The sequence below is a fragment of the Dyella nitratireducens genome (genome assembly GCF_014642835.1).
Taxonomy (GTDB): Bacteria; Pseudomonadota; Gammaproteobacteria; order Xanthomonadales; family Rhodanobacteraceae; genus Dyella_B; species Dyella_B nitratireducens.
Genome location: NZ_BMJA01000001.1, coordinates 1,289,133 through 1,304,980, shown reverse-complemented (window position 1 = coordinate 1,304,980; position 15,848 = coordinate 1,289,133). Strand labels below are relative to the sequence as shown.

At 61.2% G+C, this 15,848-nt stretch carries 15 protein-coding genes; 2 read left to right on the top strand and 13 right to left on the bottom strand.

What is annotated here, in order from left to right; all coding sequences use genetic code 11:
* Positions 1 to 71 precede the first annotated feature (71 nt).
* Positions 72 to 545 (top strand): hotdog fold domain-containing protein, encoded by a 474-nt coding sequence (locus tag IEX75_RS06135; protein ID WP_188793360.1) that lies wholly within the window; start codon positions 72 to 74, stop codon positions 543 to 545.
* Here the strand turns inward: IEX75_RS06135 and IEX75_RS06130 are convergent.
* The 13 genes from IEX75_RS06130 to IEX75_RS06070 form a co-directional block, all read right to left on the bottom strand.
* Entirely contained in the window at positions 511 to 1,443 is a 933-nt protein-coding gene (locus tag IEX75_RS06130; protein ID WP_229720653.1) for a CPBP family intramembrane glutamic endopeptidase, read from the bottom strand. The genes IEX75_RS06135 and IEX75_RS06130 overlap by 35 nt on opposite strands.
* A gap of 69 nt (positions 1,444 to 1,512) precedes the next feature.
* Positions 1,513 to 2,511, bottom strand: coding sequence for a diguanylate cyclase domain-containing protein (locus IEX75_RS06125; protein WP_188793358.1), 999 nt, complete (start codon positions 2,509 to 2,511; stop codon positions 1,513 to 1,515).
* The gene (locus tag IEX75_RS06120; protein ID WP_188793356.1) at positions 2,508 to 3,074 is read right to left on the bottom strand and encodes a chemotaxis protein CheB; all 567 of its coding nucleotides are present in this window, start codon (positions 3,072 to 3,074) and stop codon (positions 2,508 to 2,510) included. Before IEX75_RS06120 ends, IEX75_RS06125 begins: the two co-directional genes overlap by 4 nt.
* Entirely contained in the window at positions 3,071 to 3,916 is an 846-nt protein-coding gene (locus IEX75_RS06115) for a CheR family methyltransferase (protein WP_188793355.1), read from the bottom strand. The genes IEX75_RS06120 and IEX75_RS06115 overlap by 4 nt, the downstream gene beginning before the upstream one ends.
* Before the next feature lie 17 nt (positions 3,917 to 3,933).
* Positions 3,934 to 7,587 carry a response regulator gene (locus IEX75_RS06110; RefSeq protein WP_188793354.1) on the bottom strand — a complete coding sequence of 1,218 codons (3,654 nt, stop codon included), beginning with the start codon at positions 7,585 to 7,587 and terminating at the stop codon, positions 3,934 to 3,936.
* A gap of 148 nt (positions 7,588 to 7,735) precedes the next feature.
* Positions 7,736 to 9,337 (bottom strand): peptide chain release factor 3, encoded by a 1,602-nt coding sequence (locus IEX75_RS06105; RefSeq protein ID WP_188793353.1) that lies wholly within the window; start codon positions 9,335 to 9,337, stop codon positions 7,736 to 7,738.
* A 27-nt stretch (positions 9,338 to 9,364) separates the two neighbouring features.
* Complete coding sequence (locus IEX75_RS06100) at positions 9,365 to 9,559, bottom strand: hypothetical protein (protein ID WP_188793352.1); 195 nt, start codon at positions 9,557 to 9,559, stop codon at positions 9,365 to 9,367.
* Complete coding sequence (locus IEX75_RS06095) at positions 9,556 to 9,801, bottom strand: BrnA antitoxin family protein (protein ID WP_188793351.1); 246 nt, start codon at positions 9,799 to 9,801, stop codon at positions 9,556 to 9,558. Before IEX75_RS06095 ends, IEX75_RS06100 begins: the two co-directional genes overlap by 4 nt.
* Positions 9,802 to 9,862: 61 nt before the next feature.
* Complete coding sequence (locus IEX75_RS06090) at positions 9,863 to 10,144, bottom strand: BrnT family toxin (RefSeq protein WP_229720652.1); 282 nt, start codon at positions 10,142 to 10,144, stop codon at positions 9,863 to 9,865.
* An 88-nt stretch (positions 10,145 to 10,232) separates the two neighbouring features.
* The gene (gene fusA, locus IEX75_RS06085) at positions 10,233 to 12,371 is read right to left on the bottom strand and encodes an elongation factor G (RefSeq protein ID WP_188793349.1); all 2,139 of its coding nucleotides are present in this window, start codon (positions 12,369 to 12,371) and stop codon (positions 10,233 to 10,235) included.
* Between the two features lie 140 nt (positions 12,372 to 12,511).
* Complete coding sequence (locus tag IEX75_RS06080; protein ID WP_188793348.1) at positions 12,512 to 13,183, bottom strand: M24 family metallopeptidase; 672 nt, start codon at positions 13,181 to 13,183, stop codon at positions 12,512 to 12,514.
* Between the two features lie 2 nt (positions 13,184 to 13,185).
* Positions 13,186 to 13,545 carry a DUF1304 domain-containing protein gene (locus tag IEX75_RS06075; RefSeq protein ID WP_188793347.1) on the bottom strand — a complete coding sequence of 120 codons (360 nt, stop codon included), beginning with the start codon at positions 13,543 to 13,545 and terminating at the stop codon, positions 13,186 to 13,188.
* Positions 13,546 to 13,562: 17 nt separating this feature from the next.
* On the bottom strand, positions 13,563 to 14,498 hold the full coding sequence (locus IEX75_RS06070; RefSeq protein WP_188793346.1) for a carbohydrate kinase family protein: 936 nt from the start codon (positions 14,496 to 14,498) through the stop codon (positions 13,563 to 13,565).
* Between the two features lie 292 nt (positions 14,499 to 14,790).
* On the opposite strand from IEX75_RS06070, the gene IEX75_RS06065 reads away from it, so the two are divergent.
* Positions 14,791 to 15,837 carry a rod shape-determining protein gene (locus IEX75_RS06065; protein ID WP_188793345.1) on the top strand — a complete coding sequence of 349 codons (1,047 nt, stop codon included), beginning with the start codon at positions 14,791 to 14,793 and terminating at the stop codon, positions 15,835 to 15,837.
* The last annotated feature ends 11 nt before the right edge of the window (positions 15,838 to 15,848 follow it).

The following is a 15,848-nucleotide window of genomic DNA, read 5'->3' as shown; positions in this document are numbered from 1 at the left end:
ATGCATGGTGACGTTGGGGTTTGCACCTCAACCTACGTGCTACGCGTTCACTATCAAAGCAGGGGAATGTCTTGAGCGCATCACTGCTGTCTCTCTACCAGCGCATAACGCGTTGGCCTTGCGGTCACTGGCTATTCTCCCGTGCCGTCTGCTTGCGCGCCCCTTATTTCGCTACCATCGCACCCTTGTTCATCACTTTGGAACCGGGGCGTTGCGAAGTGCGCATTCGCGATCGCCGGCGCGTGCATAATCATATCGGTACCGTGCACGCCATCGCGCTGTGCAATCTCGCGGAACTGAGTGCAGGCGTGATGACGGAGGTCACTATTCCTTCCGATGCCCGCTGGATTCCCAAGGGCATGAGCGTGGAATACCTGAGCAGGGCGAAAGGCAGCATGCATGCCGTCGCCACGCCGGAAACGCCGCTCGGCATGGTAGGCGGCGGCAGGGAATGGCCGGTGTGCGTGGAGGTGACGGATCCGTCCGGAACGCCGGTATTCCGCGCACGTATTACGATGTGGGTGTCGCCTCGTAAGCCGCGTTGACGCGACGTGACCAGGACGGCCGCACGATGCTCCTGCGCCGCAGAGCAATGAGCAGCAGCACCACTGACACGGATGTGCACACGGCCAACGCAACGACCGAGGCTTCTGCACCAAATGCACCACCGCTCAGCCAGTCCGGCCCGGTACGCGATGACAGCAGCAAACCTTTGGCATCACCGCCAGAAACCGGAATGCCATAGATCGTTCCTTGCGTGATGTTCCATGCAGCATGCAATCCGATGCACGCCCATAGCGTTCGCGTTACGTGGAAAACCAGAGCCAGCAGAATGCCGGCCTCGATCGCGATCGCTGCTGAACTCCACAGGGTGGCACCGGGATTGAAGATATGCGCGCCGCCGAAGAATACAGCAGAGATGGCCAACGCCCACCAGGTGCCGAGTCCTTCCTCGACGATGCGGAACAGCACGCCGCGCGTGATGATCTCTTCGCCGACACCAGCACCGATGCCTACTATCAACACGGCAGGAAGCCAATCCACCTGCGTGTTGGTACCCAGCACGTGATAGCTGCCGAACAGCCAAAGCAAGCCAACGACGGTGCTGAAGATCAGGAAGCCGCCGAGTAGCCCGGCCAAGCCATACGTGGGTAATGTCCGCAAGGCGAATTCGCGCATGTGCCGTCGTTCGATCAGCCACACGAGGATCGCGTAGCCGATGGTGGTGGCCAGAAACTCTATCGACAATCCCGCTAGCGCATGGTGCAACGGGGTGGCTGTCTTGCTCAACCAACCCAACGCAGACATACCTGCATGCACGACGTAACCGATGCCGAACGCACAGGCGGTAAAGATCACAATGCGCGCAAGCGGCGAATAGACCAGCCAACGCTGCCATGCCGGTGCAAGCGGTGGCGTGCGAAAGGCGATGTGGTTGGACACGGTGATTCCCCCTTGCGAATGACGCATTCAGGCTAAGCTGCCGTCTTTAATCGAACGCAGTGCCACAGGTCATGTCGACGCCAGTGCACATCCGTTCTTGCCGTTTTCCTTCACCTGGTAAAGCGCGTGGTCGGCGGCCTGGATCAAGGCTTCGTCCGAGTCGACCTTCGCGTTCCACAAGGCGATGCCGATGCTGGCGCTTACGTGTGCCAGGAAAGCGCCTTGTTCGCCTTGCAACGGATACGGCTGCGCCAGCACCTTGCAAATCTCGCGGCAACGTTCCAGCAGAGGCTCGACACGGTCGGCACCTTGGAAAATCAGCGCGAACTCATCACCGCCCAGGCGCGCGGCAGTATCGTCAGCCCGCACTTGGCCGATCAGCCGCGAAGAAATAGCCTGCAAGAGTGCATCACCCGCGGGATGGCCATACGTGTCGTTTACCGCCTTGAAGCCATCGATGTCGACAAGCGCCAGTGCGAACGGAATGCCGTGCAGCATGCTGTATTGCACTGCCGAACGCAGTCGCTCATGGAACAACATGCGATTGGGCAACCCTGTCAGCATGTCGTGCGTAGCTTGGTGCCGCACCTTGGCCTCAGCACGCTGACGCTCGGCGATCTCCGCCTGCAATTGCTGGTTGCGTGACGACAATTGCTCCAGTGTGTCCTGCAATTGCATGCGTGCGTTATGCAGCTCCAGAAACACGCGCACCTTCGATGTGAGGATGACGTCGTTGATTGGCTTGGCAATGTAGTCGACCGCACCGGAACGATAGCCTTTGAGACGGTTAATGTCGTCGGAGTAGGCGGCGGTGACGAAAATCACCGGCGTATCACGCAGCTGTTCGGTTTCACCGAGCAGGCTCGCCACTTCGAAACCGTCCATGTCGGGCATGTTCACGTCCAGCAGAATCAGCGCGAAGTGTTGATCCAGGCAGCGCGACAGCGCTTCGTTACCGCTGCTCGCTTCCACCAGTTCGGCGCCGCAGTCGGCCAGCAAGTGTCGCATCGCAACCAGATTGGCATGCGTGTCATCGACAACCAGAATCTTTGGGATATGCGTATTCATATCAGGCAGAGTTGGTTGAGCAGCGGGGCGATTTCGGTAAGCGGCAGGCAGTAATCTGCGCCGGCCGTGTCCAGCGCAGCCTGCGGCATGGCGGTCGCTTCGGCGTCCGCGGGAGATTGCACTACCGCGATGCCGCCTAGTTGGCGAATGCGTCGCAATCCTGCGGCGCCATCGGCATTGGCGCCGGTGAGGATCACGCCGACCAGTGCCTGACGCCATGCCTCGGCGGCGGAGTAGAACAGCACATCGATGGACGGCCGCGCGTAGTTCACGCGCGCATCGGCGGACAAAGCGAACTGCAGATCGCGTTCCACCAGCAGGTGATAGCCCGCCGGTGCCAGGTACACAACACTCCGCTGCACTGGCTCGCGCTCGATCGCATCACGCACGGGCAGTGCTGAGGCACGCCCCAGTACATCGCTCAGGATGTCCATTGTGTCGGAGCGATGGCAACACACCAGCACAGGTTGCGGCAGTCGGACATGGAGGCCGCCGAGCAGCGTCATGAGCGCATCTACGCCGCCCGCCGAACAGCCGATCGCGATGGCAGCGGGTACGTTCATTCGACGAGATCGTCCAAATGGCTGGCGAGCCGGTAGATGCGCTCAGGATCGATGAAGGGCACGAAGGCTTGCGCAACCGGCGACAAGTCCATATTTTCGCGCACGCCCAGGCAGAGGAAGCCGGCGCGTACCAGACTGTCGCGAAACAGTGACAGTGCGCGGTTCTGCAACGAGTTGGAAAAATAGATCAGCACGTTGCGGCAGAGGATGAGGTGCGCCTCGCAGAATACGCCGTCGGTTGCCAGGTTGTGCACGGCGAACGTAACGTTTCTGCGCAAGCGCTGATTGAGTTTGAGCAGCTTGTAGCCAGCGCTGCAGTAGTCGGCCAGCGAGCGCTTTCCACCGGCGGCTTGGTAGTTGCGCGACCACTGTTGCGCTTCCTGAGCGGGATAGATGCCGTCGCTGGCGCGTTGCAACGCACGGTCGCTCAGATCGGTGGCGAAAATCTGTGTGCGTTCGTACAGCCCGGCTTCCTCCAGCAAAATCGCCAGCGAATACACTTCCTGCCCATGTGCGCAGCCGGCCTGCCAGATGTTGATGTGCGGATAGGACGCCAGCAAGGGAAATACCTGGTCGCGCAGCGCGCGGAACATGGCCGGATCGCGGAACATGTCCGACATGGGGACGGTAAGGCCTTCCAGCAGGCGCGAAAGCAGCTCCGGTTCGTGCAGCATGCGTTCGGTCAGACCGGTGAGGCTCTTGCACTCGAGCTGATTGGCCAGCAGGTGGGCGCGGCGCTTGAGCGAGGCTGGCGCGTACTGGCTGAAATCATAGCCATGGCGTTTTTGCATCGCCTGCACGAGCAGATCCATTTCGATGCTTTCCAGTTCCGAGACGTCCATGGTTGCGCGGCTCCCGGTCAGTCACGCAGCCACATGCGCATCAACGAGGCGAGCTTGTCCACGTCGATGGGCTTGGACAGGTAATCGTTGGCGCCCGCCTCCAGGCAGCGCTCGCGATCACCGCGCATGGCCTTCGCCGTCAACGCGATGATCGGCAAATGGGCGAGACCGGGCTGTGCGCGGATCGCGCGCGTGGCCTCATAGCCGTCCATGCCGGGCATCATGATGTCCATCAGTACCAATTCGATCTGCGGATTCTCGGCCAGTGTCTGCAGTGCTTTCTGGCCATCTTGCGCCATGTTTACGCGCATGCCCCAGTCACGCAGCACCTTGGACAAGGCGAACAGGTTGCGCATGTCGTCATCGACCAGCAGTACCTGGTGGTCGCGCAAGCCGTCGTGGCTGGGTGCGGGGCCAGGGCGGTCGTGCGTGTGTTTGGTGTCATGGATGCTGTGCAGGAACAGGCTCACTTCATCCAGCAGACGCTCCGGCGAACGGGCACCCTTGATGACGATGCTGTCGGTGTACTGGCGGATGCGCAGGTTTTCCTCGCGGCTCAACTCACGGCCGGAATACACCACGACTGGCGGAATGCTGCCGCCCGCGGCGAGCTTTTCGAGCAGGTCGAGGCCGGACATGCCAGGCAGGCTGAGGTCGAGCACGATGCAGTCATAGCCGGTGCCGGCAATCTTTTCCAAGGCTTCCTCGCCGCTACCGGCTTCATCGACCTGTACGTCGTCGTCCAGTCCTAGCAGATCGCGTACCGCGCGGCGTGCGGCCGCATCGTCGTCGATCACCAACAAATGACGCGTACGACCCTTCGCGAAATGCAGCAGCCGCTCGAACGCCTGGTTGATGGCTTCCCGCGTCACGGGTTTGGTAAGGAAGCCGACGGCACCGAGTTCGCGTCCGCGGCTGGCGTCGTCGGTGGCGGTGAGAAAGTGCACGGGAATGTGGCGGGTGGCCGGATCGGCCTTCAACCGTTCGATCACCGTCCAGCCGTCCATGCCGGGCAGCATCACATCGAGCAAGATGCCGATCGGGCGATAGCGGCGTGCCAGTTCCAGCCCGGCTTCGCCGTGCGGGGCGTGCAGCATGCGATGGCCTTTCTGCCGCACCATGTCGGCAAGGATGCGTGCGAAGGCCGGATCGTCCTCCACGATCAAGATCACGCTGTCACCCGCAGCGATGCGTTCGCGATCGTCCTGCATACCTTCGGCCGGGAGCATCGCGAGCGTGACTGGGCGCGGTGCGGGCGGATGGTTGACTGCCGCGCTAGGCGACTGGGCTGTGGCCGGTGTGCTGATGCTCTGCTCGGGCAACAGCAGCACGAATTCGCTGCCCTGACCGACTTCGCTGCGCAGCACGATATCGCCGCCCAGTAGTGCCGCCATGCGACGCGAAATGCTCAGGCCCAGGCCGGTGCCGCCGAACTGCCGGCTCGTACTGTTGTCGGCCTGCTCGAACGCGTTGAAGATCCGCTCGAGCTTGTCGGCGGGAATGCCGATGCCGGTGTCTTTCACGCTGATAGCCAGCAGTGGCTGCCCTTGCAGGGATTCCGGCACCGGCAGGTCGCCGGCCGGCCGGCCGATGTGCACGCGGATACCGCCTTGTTGGGTGAACTTGAAGGCATTGCCGAGCAAGTTGTTGGCAATCTGTTCCAGTCGGGTAGGGTCGGTGTGAATCACCTCCGGCAAGCCGTCGTCGAGCGTTACCTGGTAGTCGAGCTTCTTTTCCCGCGCCACGTGGTCGAAATTGCGGCGCAGACCGCGGACCAGGCCCTGTAGCGGGTAATCGACCAGCGACAACTCCATCTTGCCGGCTTCGATCTTGGACAGGTCGAGAATGTCGTTGATCAGACGCAACAGGCCCGAGCCCGCGTCGTGAATGATGCGGGCCGATTCCACTTCTTCGGCATCCAGGTGGCCTTCGCGGTTGTCGGACAGACTGCGCGACAGGATCAGCAGGCTGTTGAGCGGCGTGCGCAGCTCGTGCGACATGTTGGCCAGGAATTCGCTCTTGTACTGGCTGGCGCGTGCCAGTTCCTCGGCCTTCTGCTCGGTGTCCCGCTGCAATTCCTCCACCTGGTGTTTCTGCTGGCGCAGCGAATCGGTCATCAGGCGCAGCTCTTCGTTGGAAGCCTGCAGTTCGTCAGCCTGCACGCGCAGTTCTTCCTCGGATGCCAAAAGGCGCTGGGACTGCTCTTCCAGTTCGATCGTCTTGGCCTGCAGTGTGTCGTTGGCAGCGCGCAGCGCTTCCTGCTGCTGGCGCATGGTGACGGAGGAAATGCGCAGCTCGTCGGCTTGCTCGCGTGTCTGCTCCAGCAACTGCTCGGTATTGACGGTACGATTGAGGTTTTCCAGCGTCAGTGCCGCGAGCGGAAGCAGCTCCTCAAGCAGTTGCTCGTGTTGGGTCGTAGGGGCACTAAAACCGGCGAATTCCAGCACACCTACCAGCTGGTTGCGCACCAGCAAAGGCAGGATGGTGAGATGACGTGGCAGCGCCGAACCGCCGCCGGAGTCGATGCGAAAGTAGTTGGCGGGAACCTCATCCTGCACGATAGGTTGGCGGGACGCCGCACATTGCCCGACCAGTCCTTCGCCCGGTATGTAGGCATCCGGGCTGTTTTGCATACGCAAACCGTAGCTGCCCAGCAGGTCAAGGCGCTGGCGTGATTCGTCGAAGCCGTAGAACAAGGCAACACCGGCGTTGATCAAGGGCGCCAGTTGGGTGACCAGGCGTTCGGCGAACTCGCGGTGATTCGTGGCTGACTGCAGGCTGGTGGAAATCGCCGCTGCGTAACTCTTCAACTGAGCTTGCAGATGGGATTCGATCATCATCTGCTTGAACACTTGCAGTGCGCGCGAGATTTCACCGACCTCGTCGCGCCGTTCGACACCACGAATCTGGATGTTGTGATCGTGATTGGCAAGGCGGGTCATCGACTCGCCCAGTCGGCGGATCGGGCGTGCGACCATGCGCGTGGTCAGCGAGATCACGATCAGGCCGAGGGTCAGCTCAATCAGTGCGCTGGCGATGTTGATGTAGATCGAGTTGTTGATCTGGTTGTCCGCGCTCTGTGTGCGCATAGCGAGCAATTGCCGCTCGGTGGCGACCATGTCGTCCAGTGTCGCCATGTAGTCCTCGACGTGCACGGTGCGACGTGCCAGGTAGTTCTCGCGAATAGGCGCTACCTGCGCAGCCGTTTGCGGATCACCGAGCTTGATAGCAGACAGGGGGCCGAAGACCATGTCTTGCAGCTCACTATCCCATTGCGTGGCCAATCGTTTGATTCGATCGATGCGCGACTGTTGCAGCGCGTTGTCCTGGGTCAGCTTTTGTACTGTCTCGAGCTGGGTAAGGAACTTGGCATCGCTGTCCTTGACGCGCTCCAGTTCCTTGGGATCCTGGATAAGCAGCAACCCGCGCAAAGCGATCTGCCCTGACAAGGCCGTACGCTGCAGTTGGCCGATCTGCTGGATGACCTGATAGGTATGTTCCACCCATTGCCGCGTTTCCGATTGCCGGTTCTCCGCGGCGATGTCGGTCAGGTTGTCGATAAGGAACAAGCCGAGCAGCAGCCCTATCGCCAGGATGATCTTGTAGCGGATGGACAAATGCGCCAGCCAGCCATACTTCCTAGGAGTCGGCGTCACATTGGAGCTGACCATGCGAAATCCCGCTGAGATGACTGTTGGATATGCCGCGCCCAGCTGTAGGGCGACGGTCCCCTTGGCAGTCAGATTAGCGAGATGCTCAGCCGGGCGGTACTGCCCGGCAAACGTGACGGTTGTGTGAAGAAGATCCGGCTGGCCGCGCTCAGAGCTCGACGGAAGCGGCGTGTTCGCGGGTGGCAGAGAAGCGCACGGCGGGCGAGCGTTCCTGGGTCAGCTGCAGGTTCACGCGGGAAGGCGCGAGGTAAACCAGCTCGCCGGCCCCATCGATGGCCAGGTTCATGATGTTCTTCTCGCGGAATTCTTCCAGCTTCTTGGCGTCATCGCAGTGCACCCAACGAGCCGTCACCACGCCGACTTGTTCGAAGCTGGCGTCCACGCCGTATTCGTCCTTCAAGCGATATGCCACCACATCGAACTGCAGCACGCCGACGGCGCCCAGAATCAGGTCATTGCTCATCAGCGGACGGAAGAACTGCGTGGCACCTTCTTCGGAAAGCTGTGCCAGGCCTTTTTGCAGCGCCTTCATCTTCAGCGGATCGCGCAGGCGCGCGCGGCGGAACAGTTCCGGCGCGAAGTTGGGAATGCCGGTGAAGCTGATCGCTTCGCCTTCCGTGAACGTGTCGCCGATGCTGATGGTGCCGTGGTTGTGCAGGCCGATCACATCACCCGGATAAGCGCTTTCCACGATTTCGCGATCGCTGGCCATGAAGGTGAGTGCGTTGGCGATACGCACTTCCTTGTTGGTGCGCGACTGCATCATCTTCATACCGGCGGTATAGGTACCCGAGCAGATGCGCATGAAGGCGACGCGGTCACGGTGCGCCGGGTCCATGTTTGCCTGGATCTTGAACACGAAGCCGGTGAGCTTTTCTTCTTCCGGTTTTATTTCGCGCGACAGCGTGGTGCGTGAGCGCGGCGAAGGCGCATGTTCCACGAAGAAATCCAGCAGCAATTGCACGCCGAAGTTGTTCACCGCAGAACCGAAAAACACCGGTGTGAGCTTGCCGGCGAGGTATTGGTCCAGATCGAAGGGATGCGATGCGCCCTGGATCAGTTCCAATTCCTCACGCAGCTCGTTCAATGCTTCAGTGCCGATCGCCGCTTCCAGACCCGGCGCGTTGAGGCCTTTGAAAATAGTGGAATCCTGGCGCGTGAAATTCTTGCCCTGCTCGAACACGTGCACTTCATCCAGCAGCAGGTGATACACGCCTTTCAAGCGCTTGCCCATGCCGATCGGCCAGGTCAGCGGTGCGCAGGCAATGCCGAGCACGGATTCCACTTCGTCCAGCAACTCGATCGGCGAACGGCCTTCGCGGTCCAGCTTGTTGATGAAGGTCATGATCGGCGTATCGCGCAGGCGGCAGACCTCCATCAGCTTGATTGTGCGTTCTTCCACGCCCTTGGCGCAGTCGATCACCATCAGTGCCGAGTCCACGGCAGTCAGCACGCGGTAGGTGTCTTCGGAGAAGTCCGCGTGGCCGGGCGTATCCAGCAGATTGACGATCTTGCCCTCGTACGGGAACTGCATCACCGACGAGGTGACCGAAATGCCGCGTTCCTTTTCCAGCGCCATCCAGTCCGAGGTGGCATGCCGCGCCGCCTTGCGGCCCTTCACCGAGCCAGCCATCTGGATGGCACCGCCGAACAGCAGCAGCTTTTCCGTCAGCGTGGTCTTGCCCGCGTCGGGGTGGCTGATGATGGCAAAGGTACGGCGGCGGTGGGTTTCTTGCAGGTGTGGGGACATAGGCGGCCCGGCTGAGGTGCTAACCCACTATTGTAGCTTGATGGTTCGAGTTGACGGGAAAGCCGCGGTTTCCGTCGAGTTGCCCAGCCATTTACGCAGGCGATCCTTGGCCTGTTCGATCGTAAATGTGCGTCCTTCGTTGAGGGCGCGCTCCCCGCGAGCGATGCCATCCAGTAGCTTCTGTGTTTCCATGGGCGACGTGGATGAGTTGGTGCGTATCATGCGGAGTGCAATTCCTGCCTGAGAATTTGTCTCAGCGTCTCGGCTGTAAGGGGAGGTTCCGCACTGATAGCAGCCCGCAAGGCTTCGTTGATGGCAGTCTGATAGCCCGTACCATGGGCTTCTGCGCGTGCCCGGAAAGCTTCGATCACGTCGTTGTCGAGCATGATCGTAATGCGTGTTTTGCCCGGGGAAGGAATGACCGGACCTCGTTTGCCCTTTCTGAAATCGTACGGTTTGCTCATGGCGTTTCTCCTAGCCTCTGAGTTGGCGAGGCGCCCGTTGTTCATTGGTGAATCTCCTTGCTTACGCGAAATATTGAGCTGCCTCTCCTGGGCTTGCCTTGCGAGCGGAGATCAGTCGCACTCGCTTGCTTCGTTGGCTGTGCACGATGACCAGAATGCGTCCAAGTGCATCCATGCCTAACGAAACAAACCGCTGTTCGCCTAGTGCATCAGGATCTTCGATGGTGATAGCGGAAGGATCGCGTAATGCTTGTTCGGCGTGAGCGAAGCTGATGCCGTGTTTTCTAAAGTTTGCCGCCGCCTTGGCAGGATCGAACTCAAGCTCCATGGCATTAATATGCATATATTATGCATATATGTCAATCCTGACAGCTGAAAGAAAAAAAGCCCGGGAAATTCCCGGGCTTCTTGTGAAAACGGTTAGCGAAAAATTACTTCGCTTCCTTCTCCATCAACTTCGCCACCATGCTCGCCGGCACTTCTTCGTAATGATCGAAGATCATCGAGAAGGTGCCGCGGCCGCTAGTGGCAGAGCGCAGGAAGTTGATGTAGCCGAACATTTCCGCCAGCGGCACGAAGCCCTGCACGAAGGCGTTGGTGCCCTTCTGGCCCTGCTCGCTGACCGAGCCGCGGCGACGGTTGATGTCGCCGATCACGTCGCCGAGGTAATCGGCTTCGGTGACCACTTCGAGCTTCATCACCGGCTCGAGCAGCTTGGGCTTGGACATCTTCTGCGCTTCGCGGAAGCAGGCGCGGCCAGCGATTTCGAAGGCGAGTGCCGAGGAGTCCACGTCGTGGTACTTGCCATCGACGAGGCGTGCCTTGAAGTCCAGTACTTCGTAGCCCGCCACCTGGCCCTGGCGCGATTCCACCGTAATGGCGTGTTCCACCGCCGGGATGTATTCGCGCGGTACGCGGCCGCCAACCACTTCGTCGGAGAACACCACGCCGCTGCCCGGTTCGCCCGGCTCGAAGATCATCTTCACTTCGGCGAACTGGCCCGAACCGCCAGACTGCTTCTTGTGCGTGTAGGTGTGTTCCACCGTCTGGCCGAAGGCTTCGCGGAAGCTGACCTTGGGCTTGCCCATGTTCGCTTCCACGCCCAGTTCGGTGCGCATGCGGTCGATGGTGATTTCCAGGTGCAGCTCGCCCATGCCCTTGAGCACGGTCTGGCCGGTTTCCTGGTCCACTTCCATGCGCAGCGACGGATCGGCCTTCACCATCTTGTAGAGCGCGGTGGAGAGCTTGTCGATGTCGTTGCGGCTCTTCGGCTCCACGGCCACGCTGATCACCGGGTCGGGGAAGCGCATGCGCTCCAGCAGCACCGGATGCTGCTGATCGGTGAGCGAGTCGCCGGTCTCGGTTTCCTTCAGCGAAACGAACGCGCAGATATCACCGGCGCGCACTTCGTCGATTTCCTTGGTGGCGTTGGCCTGCACTTCCACGATGCGGCCGATGCGCTCTTTCTTGCCACGGGTGACGTTCTGCAGCGTGTCGCCCTTCTTGATGACGCCGGAGTAGATGCGGGTGAAGGTGAGCGTGCCGAACTGGTCGTTGATCACCTTGAAGGCCAGCGCGCGCACCGGGGCGTCGTCGGTCACCGGCTGCTCGCCGATGATGTTGCCGTCCTCGTCCACCATCGAGATGCCGCCGTTCTCGCCCGGGTATGGCATGTAGTCGATCACGCCGTCGAGCATCTGCTGCACGCCCTTGTTGCGGTACGAAGAGCCGCAGAACACGGGCACCAGCTTGCCGGCCACGCAGCCCTTGCGGATGCACTTCTTCAGCGTTTCCAGCGTCGGCTCTTGGCCTTCGAGGTAGGCGTGCATGGCGTCGTCGTCCATTTCCACCGCGCTTTCGATGCTATGCGCACGCAACTCGGCGAGTTGGGACACCCATTCCGTGTCGGCGGTGGTGGTGAATGCCTTGACCTTGGGATGGTCGGCGACCTGGTCCAGCGGGATCGTCTCCCACTTGCTGTCCTTGTCGCTGCTGTCCCAGATGTAGCCCGCGCCGGCGATCAGGTCGACCATGCCGATGAAGTCGTCGCTGCTGCCCAGCGGAACCTGGCAGAGCACGATGTTGGCGCCCAGGCGGTTCTTGATGCCGTTCACGGCGTGCTTAAAGTTCGCGCCGATGCGGTCCATCTTGTTGATGTAGCACATGCGCGGCACGTTGTACTGGTCGGCGAGGCGCCAGTTGGTTTCGGTCTGCGGCTCCACGCCGGCCACGCCGTCGAACACCACCACGGCGCCGTCGAGCACGCGCAGGGAGCGGTTCACTTCAATGGTGAAGTCCACGTGCCCTGGTGTGTCGATCACGTTGATCTGGTGACCCTTCCACTCGGTCGACACGGCGGCGGATTGAATGGTGATACCGCGCTTCTTTTCCTGTTCCAGGTAGTCGGTGGTCGTGGAGCCCTTGCCATCCTTCGTGTCGTGCACGTCGATGATCTGGTGCTTCTTACCGGTGTAGTACAGGATGCGCTCGGTCGTCGTGGTCTTGCCGGCGTCGATGTGCGCGATGATGCCGATGTTGCGATAGAGGTGGAGAGGTTTCTGGCGGGCCACAGTCTTGGTTCCGTAGTAGAAGTCGTTTGTCGATCAGAAATGGGTGCTTTCCCCGAGGGGAGAATGAAAAGCTCGGCGGGTCGTCCATGATCCGCAGCGTACGTCTCAAATGTGTATGCCTCGTTGCCGGTCAGGCGCGTTCATGGCGCAGGATCGGCGAGCAGATCTTCGTAAAAGGCGCCGAACGGTTCGGTCGGGTGGACGATCTGGATTTCAAGTATCCACAAGCCTTTGCCGGGGGTGTGGTAAAGATCTCCCAGGTCGCCGCCCTTGTGCACCGAGTGCGGGAAGTCGCTCACCCGATGCCCCTTGATGGCATGGTTGAAGCGCCAGCCCATCATCTCGGCACGCTCGGACGCATAATTATAAAGCTTTTGGCCGTTCCAGCCTTCATCGCGCCATGCCGCGGCGACTTCCTGGAACAAATCGCGTGCAGCTTGCGCGCAAGCCTCCCGCTCAGGCGCATGGCCAACCACGAAAGTATCGCCGACATCGCCCTCGTGCCCACTGAATACCAGGCCGAGGTCGATGAAATAGCTATCGTTTTCGGCCAGGCGTACGCCCGGATGGGAGGGTTCGCGATAGGTCTTCGTGGTGTTCGGGCCGATGCGGATGATCACCGGATGCCAAAGCCGCTCCATGCCAAGCTGTTCGAACACCTGCTTGGCTTCGGCGCGCGCCTCATCTTCGCTGATACCCGGACGCATGCGCTCACGAATGCCGTGCAGGGCTTGCCAGGTCAATGTGCGTGCGTGCTGCATCAGCGCGGGGTCGAACCGCTGGCCGACAGCTTCGCGATCCTGCGCGTCCATATTCAAGCTGCCAGCACCAGGGCGATACCGATCGCCGCAGGAAGTCCCTGGATCCACAACACTTTGCGCGTGGCCGTCAGGCCGCCAAACAGGCCCGCCAGCAGCACGCAGGCGAGGAAAAACAGCTTCACGTGCGTGCCCTCTGTGCCGCCGAGGATCAGTCCCCATGCCAGGCCCGCCGCGAGAAAACCGTTGTACAGGCCTTGGTTGGCGGCCAGTACCTTGGTTTGCGCGGCGTACTCAGGCGTGAGGCCGAACGCACGCCGGCCCGTGGGCTTGTCCCACAGCACCATCTCCAGGACCAGGAACCAGAGATGCATCAGTGCGATGATCGCGGTCACGATGTTGGCGAGCGTCGACATGGCGGTTTTTCCGGTGTTCAGCCCAGCGCGTAGCCGAACTGGTCCTTGAACTGGGTCGCGAATTCGTCGTAGGTGAAGGACTGGTTCTGCGTGCCGGGATGTTCCACTTTCAACGCGCCCATCAGCGACGCCATGCGGCCGATGGTGGGCCAATTCCAGCCCTTCATGATGCCGAAGATCATGCCGGCACGATAAGCGTCGCCGCAGCCGGTGGGATCGACCACCTGACGCTCGCGTGCAGGCGGGATCTCATGTGTGGTGCCTTCGGCGTGGATCTGTGAGCCATTCGGGCCAAGCGTTATGACATAGGCCTTCACGCGTGAGGCGATGTCCTGCGCGCTCCAGCCGGTGCGCTGCTGCAGAAGCTGGGATTCGTAGTCGTTGACGATCACGTAGGTGGATTTTTCGATCATCGCCTGGAATTCCTCGCCGCTGAACAGCGGCATGGCCTGGCCTGGATCGAACACGAATGGCACGCCGCGTGCGGCAAATTCGTCCACGTGTTGCAGCATCGCCTCACGCCCATCCGGAGCGACGATGCCGAAGCTCGCGTCCGGGATGTTGCGCACGTGATTGGCATGCGCACTGGACATGGCGCCGGGGTGGAACGCGGTGATCTGGTTGTTGTCCAGGTCGGTGGTGATGAAACACTGCGGCGTGAACTGATCCTCGAACACGCGGATGCCGTCCATGCGGATACCGCAGCGCTGCATATGCTCGCGATAGGGGGCAAAATCCTGGCCCACCGCCGCCACCGGCAGCGGATCGCCGCCCAGGAGCTTCAGGTTGTAGGCGATATTGCCGGCGCAGCCGCCGAATTCGCGGCGCATCTGCGGCACCAGGAACGACACGTTCAAGATGTGCACCTTGTCGGGCAGGATGTGGTTCTTGAACTGGTCCTGGAACACCATGATGGTGTCGTAGGCAAGCGATCCGCAGATGACGGCAGACATGGCGCGATGGGCTTCCGATGGAGGCAAACGCCATATCGTAGAGGGAATAAGGGTGATGGGCGAGTAGTGGGGCGATTGACGCAGGGATGGCGCCGATTCCGAACCAGCTCTTTTGCCATGCGTCCCTCGCCCCTTGTCCAGTGGCATGGCTCATTGGCGTCATGCACGGCGATTTCCTCATTCTTGCCCTTAAAAAGACCGTTTTCTTAACACCTATGTCCTTGCGGACAAGGGGTTTGCTGACTAGACTGGCGCGCTTACTTTTTAGCCAGAGTCGATGCGCGGCGGACCCATGTTCAAGAAGTTTCGCGGGATGTTTTCCAACGATGTTTCCATCGACCTTGGCACAGCCAACACGCTTATTTACGTGCGCGGCCAGGGAATCGTCCTGAACGAACCTTCTGTCGTGGCGATCCGCCAGGACCGTGGTCCGGGCGGCCCCCGTACCGTCGCCGCCGTCGGTGGCGAGGCCAAGCGCATGCTGGGCCGTACGCCCGGCAATATCGCCACCGTGCGCCCGATGAAGGACGGTGTCATCGCCGACTTCACCATGACCGAGGCGATGCTGCAGCACTTCATCCGCCAGGTGCATCGCTCGCGCCTGCTGCGACCCAGCCCGCGCGTGCTGGTGTGCGTGCCCTGCGGCTCCACCCAGGTTGAACGCCGCGCCATCAAGGAGTCGGCCGAAGGTGCCGGCGCCCGCGACGTGTTCCTGATCGAAGAGCCGATGGCGGCCGCCATCGGCGCCGGCATCCCGGTGCACGAGGCACGCGGTTCGATGGTGCTGGACATCGGCGGCGGTACGTCCGAAGTGGCGGTGATCTCGCTCAACGGCATCGTCTACTCGCAGTCCGTGCGCGTGGGCGGCGATCGCTTCGATGAGTCCATCATCAACTACGTGCGCCGCAACCACGGCACGCTGATCGGTGAATCCACCGCCGAGCGCATCAAGCTGGAAATCGGCTGCGCTTTCCCGCAAAGCCAGGTCAAGGAGATCGAGATCTCCGGCCGCAACCTGGCCGAGGGCGTGCCGCGCATGTTCACGGTCAACTCCAACGAGATTCTCGAAGCCCTGCACGAGCCGCTCGCCGGCATTGTGGCGGCGGTGAAGTCGGCGCTGGAACAGACCCCGCCGGAGCTGTGCTCCGACGTGGCCGAGCGCGGCATCGTGCTCACCGGCGGCGGCGCACTGCTGCGCGACCTGGACCGTCTGCTCTCCGAAGAAACCGGTTTGCACGTGCAGGTGGCGGACGATCCGCTGACCTGCGTGGCCCGAGGCGGTGGCAAGGCGCTGGAGCTGATCGATCAGCACGGCAGCGACTTCTTCGCTCCCGAATAAACCATTCCGGG

Bases quoted from the DNA above. Each gene is read 5' to 3' on its own strand.
- IEX75_RS06105 (WP_188793353.1), bottom strand. From the start codon at position 9,337: ATGTCCCCACACCTGCAAGAAACCCACCGCCGCCGTACCTTTGCCATC.
- IEX75_RS06070 (WP_188793346.1), bottom strand. From the start codon at position 14,498: ATGTCTGCCGTCATCTGCGGATCGCTTGCCTACGACACCATCATGGTG.
- IEX75_RS06120 (WP_188793356.1), bottom strand. From the start codon at position 3,074: ATGAACGTACCCGCTGCCATCGCGATCGGCTGTTCGGCGGGCGGCGTA.
- IEX75_RS06090 (WP_229720652.1), bottom strand. From the start codon at position 10,144: ATGCATATTAATGCCATGGAGCTTGAGTTCGATCCTGCCAAGGCGGCG.
- IEX75_RS06075 (WP_188793347.1), bottom strand. From the start codon at position 13,545: ATGTCGACGCTCGCCAACATCGTGACCGCGATCATCGCACTGATGCAT.
- IEX75_RS06125 (WP_188793358.1), bottom strand. From the start codon at position 2,511: ATGAATACGCATATCCCAAAGATTCTGGTTGTCGATGACACGCATGCC.
- IEX75_RS06065 (WP_188793345.1), top strand. From the start codon at position 14,791: ATGTTCAAGAAGTTTCGCGGGATGTTTTCCAACGATGTTTCCATCGAC.
- IEX75_RS06100 (WP_188793352.1), bottom strand. From the start codon at position 9,559: ATGATACGCACCAACTCATCCACGTCGCCCATGGAAACACAGAAGCTA.
- IEX75_RS06110 (WP_188793354.1), bottom strand. From the start codon at position 7,587: ATGGTCAGCTCCAATGTGACGCCGACTCCTAGGAAGTATGGCTGGCTG.
- IEX75_RS06080 (WP_188793348.1), bottom strand. From the start codon at position 13,183: ATGGACGCGCAGGATCGCGAAGCTGTCGGCCAGCGGTTCGACCCCGCG.
- IEX75_RS06095 (WP_188793351.1), bottom strand. From the start codon at position 9,801: ATGAGCAAACCGTACGATTTCAGAAAGGGCAAACGAGGTCCGGTCATT.
- IEX75_RS06115 (WP_188793355.1), bottom strand. From the start codon at position 3,916: ATGGACGTCTCGGAACTGGAAAGCATCGAAATGGATCTGCTCGTGCAG.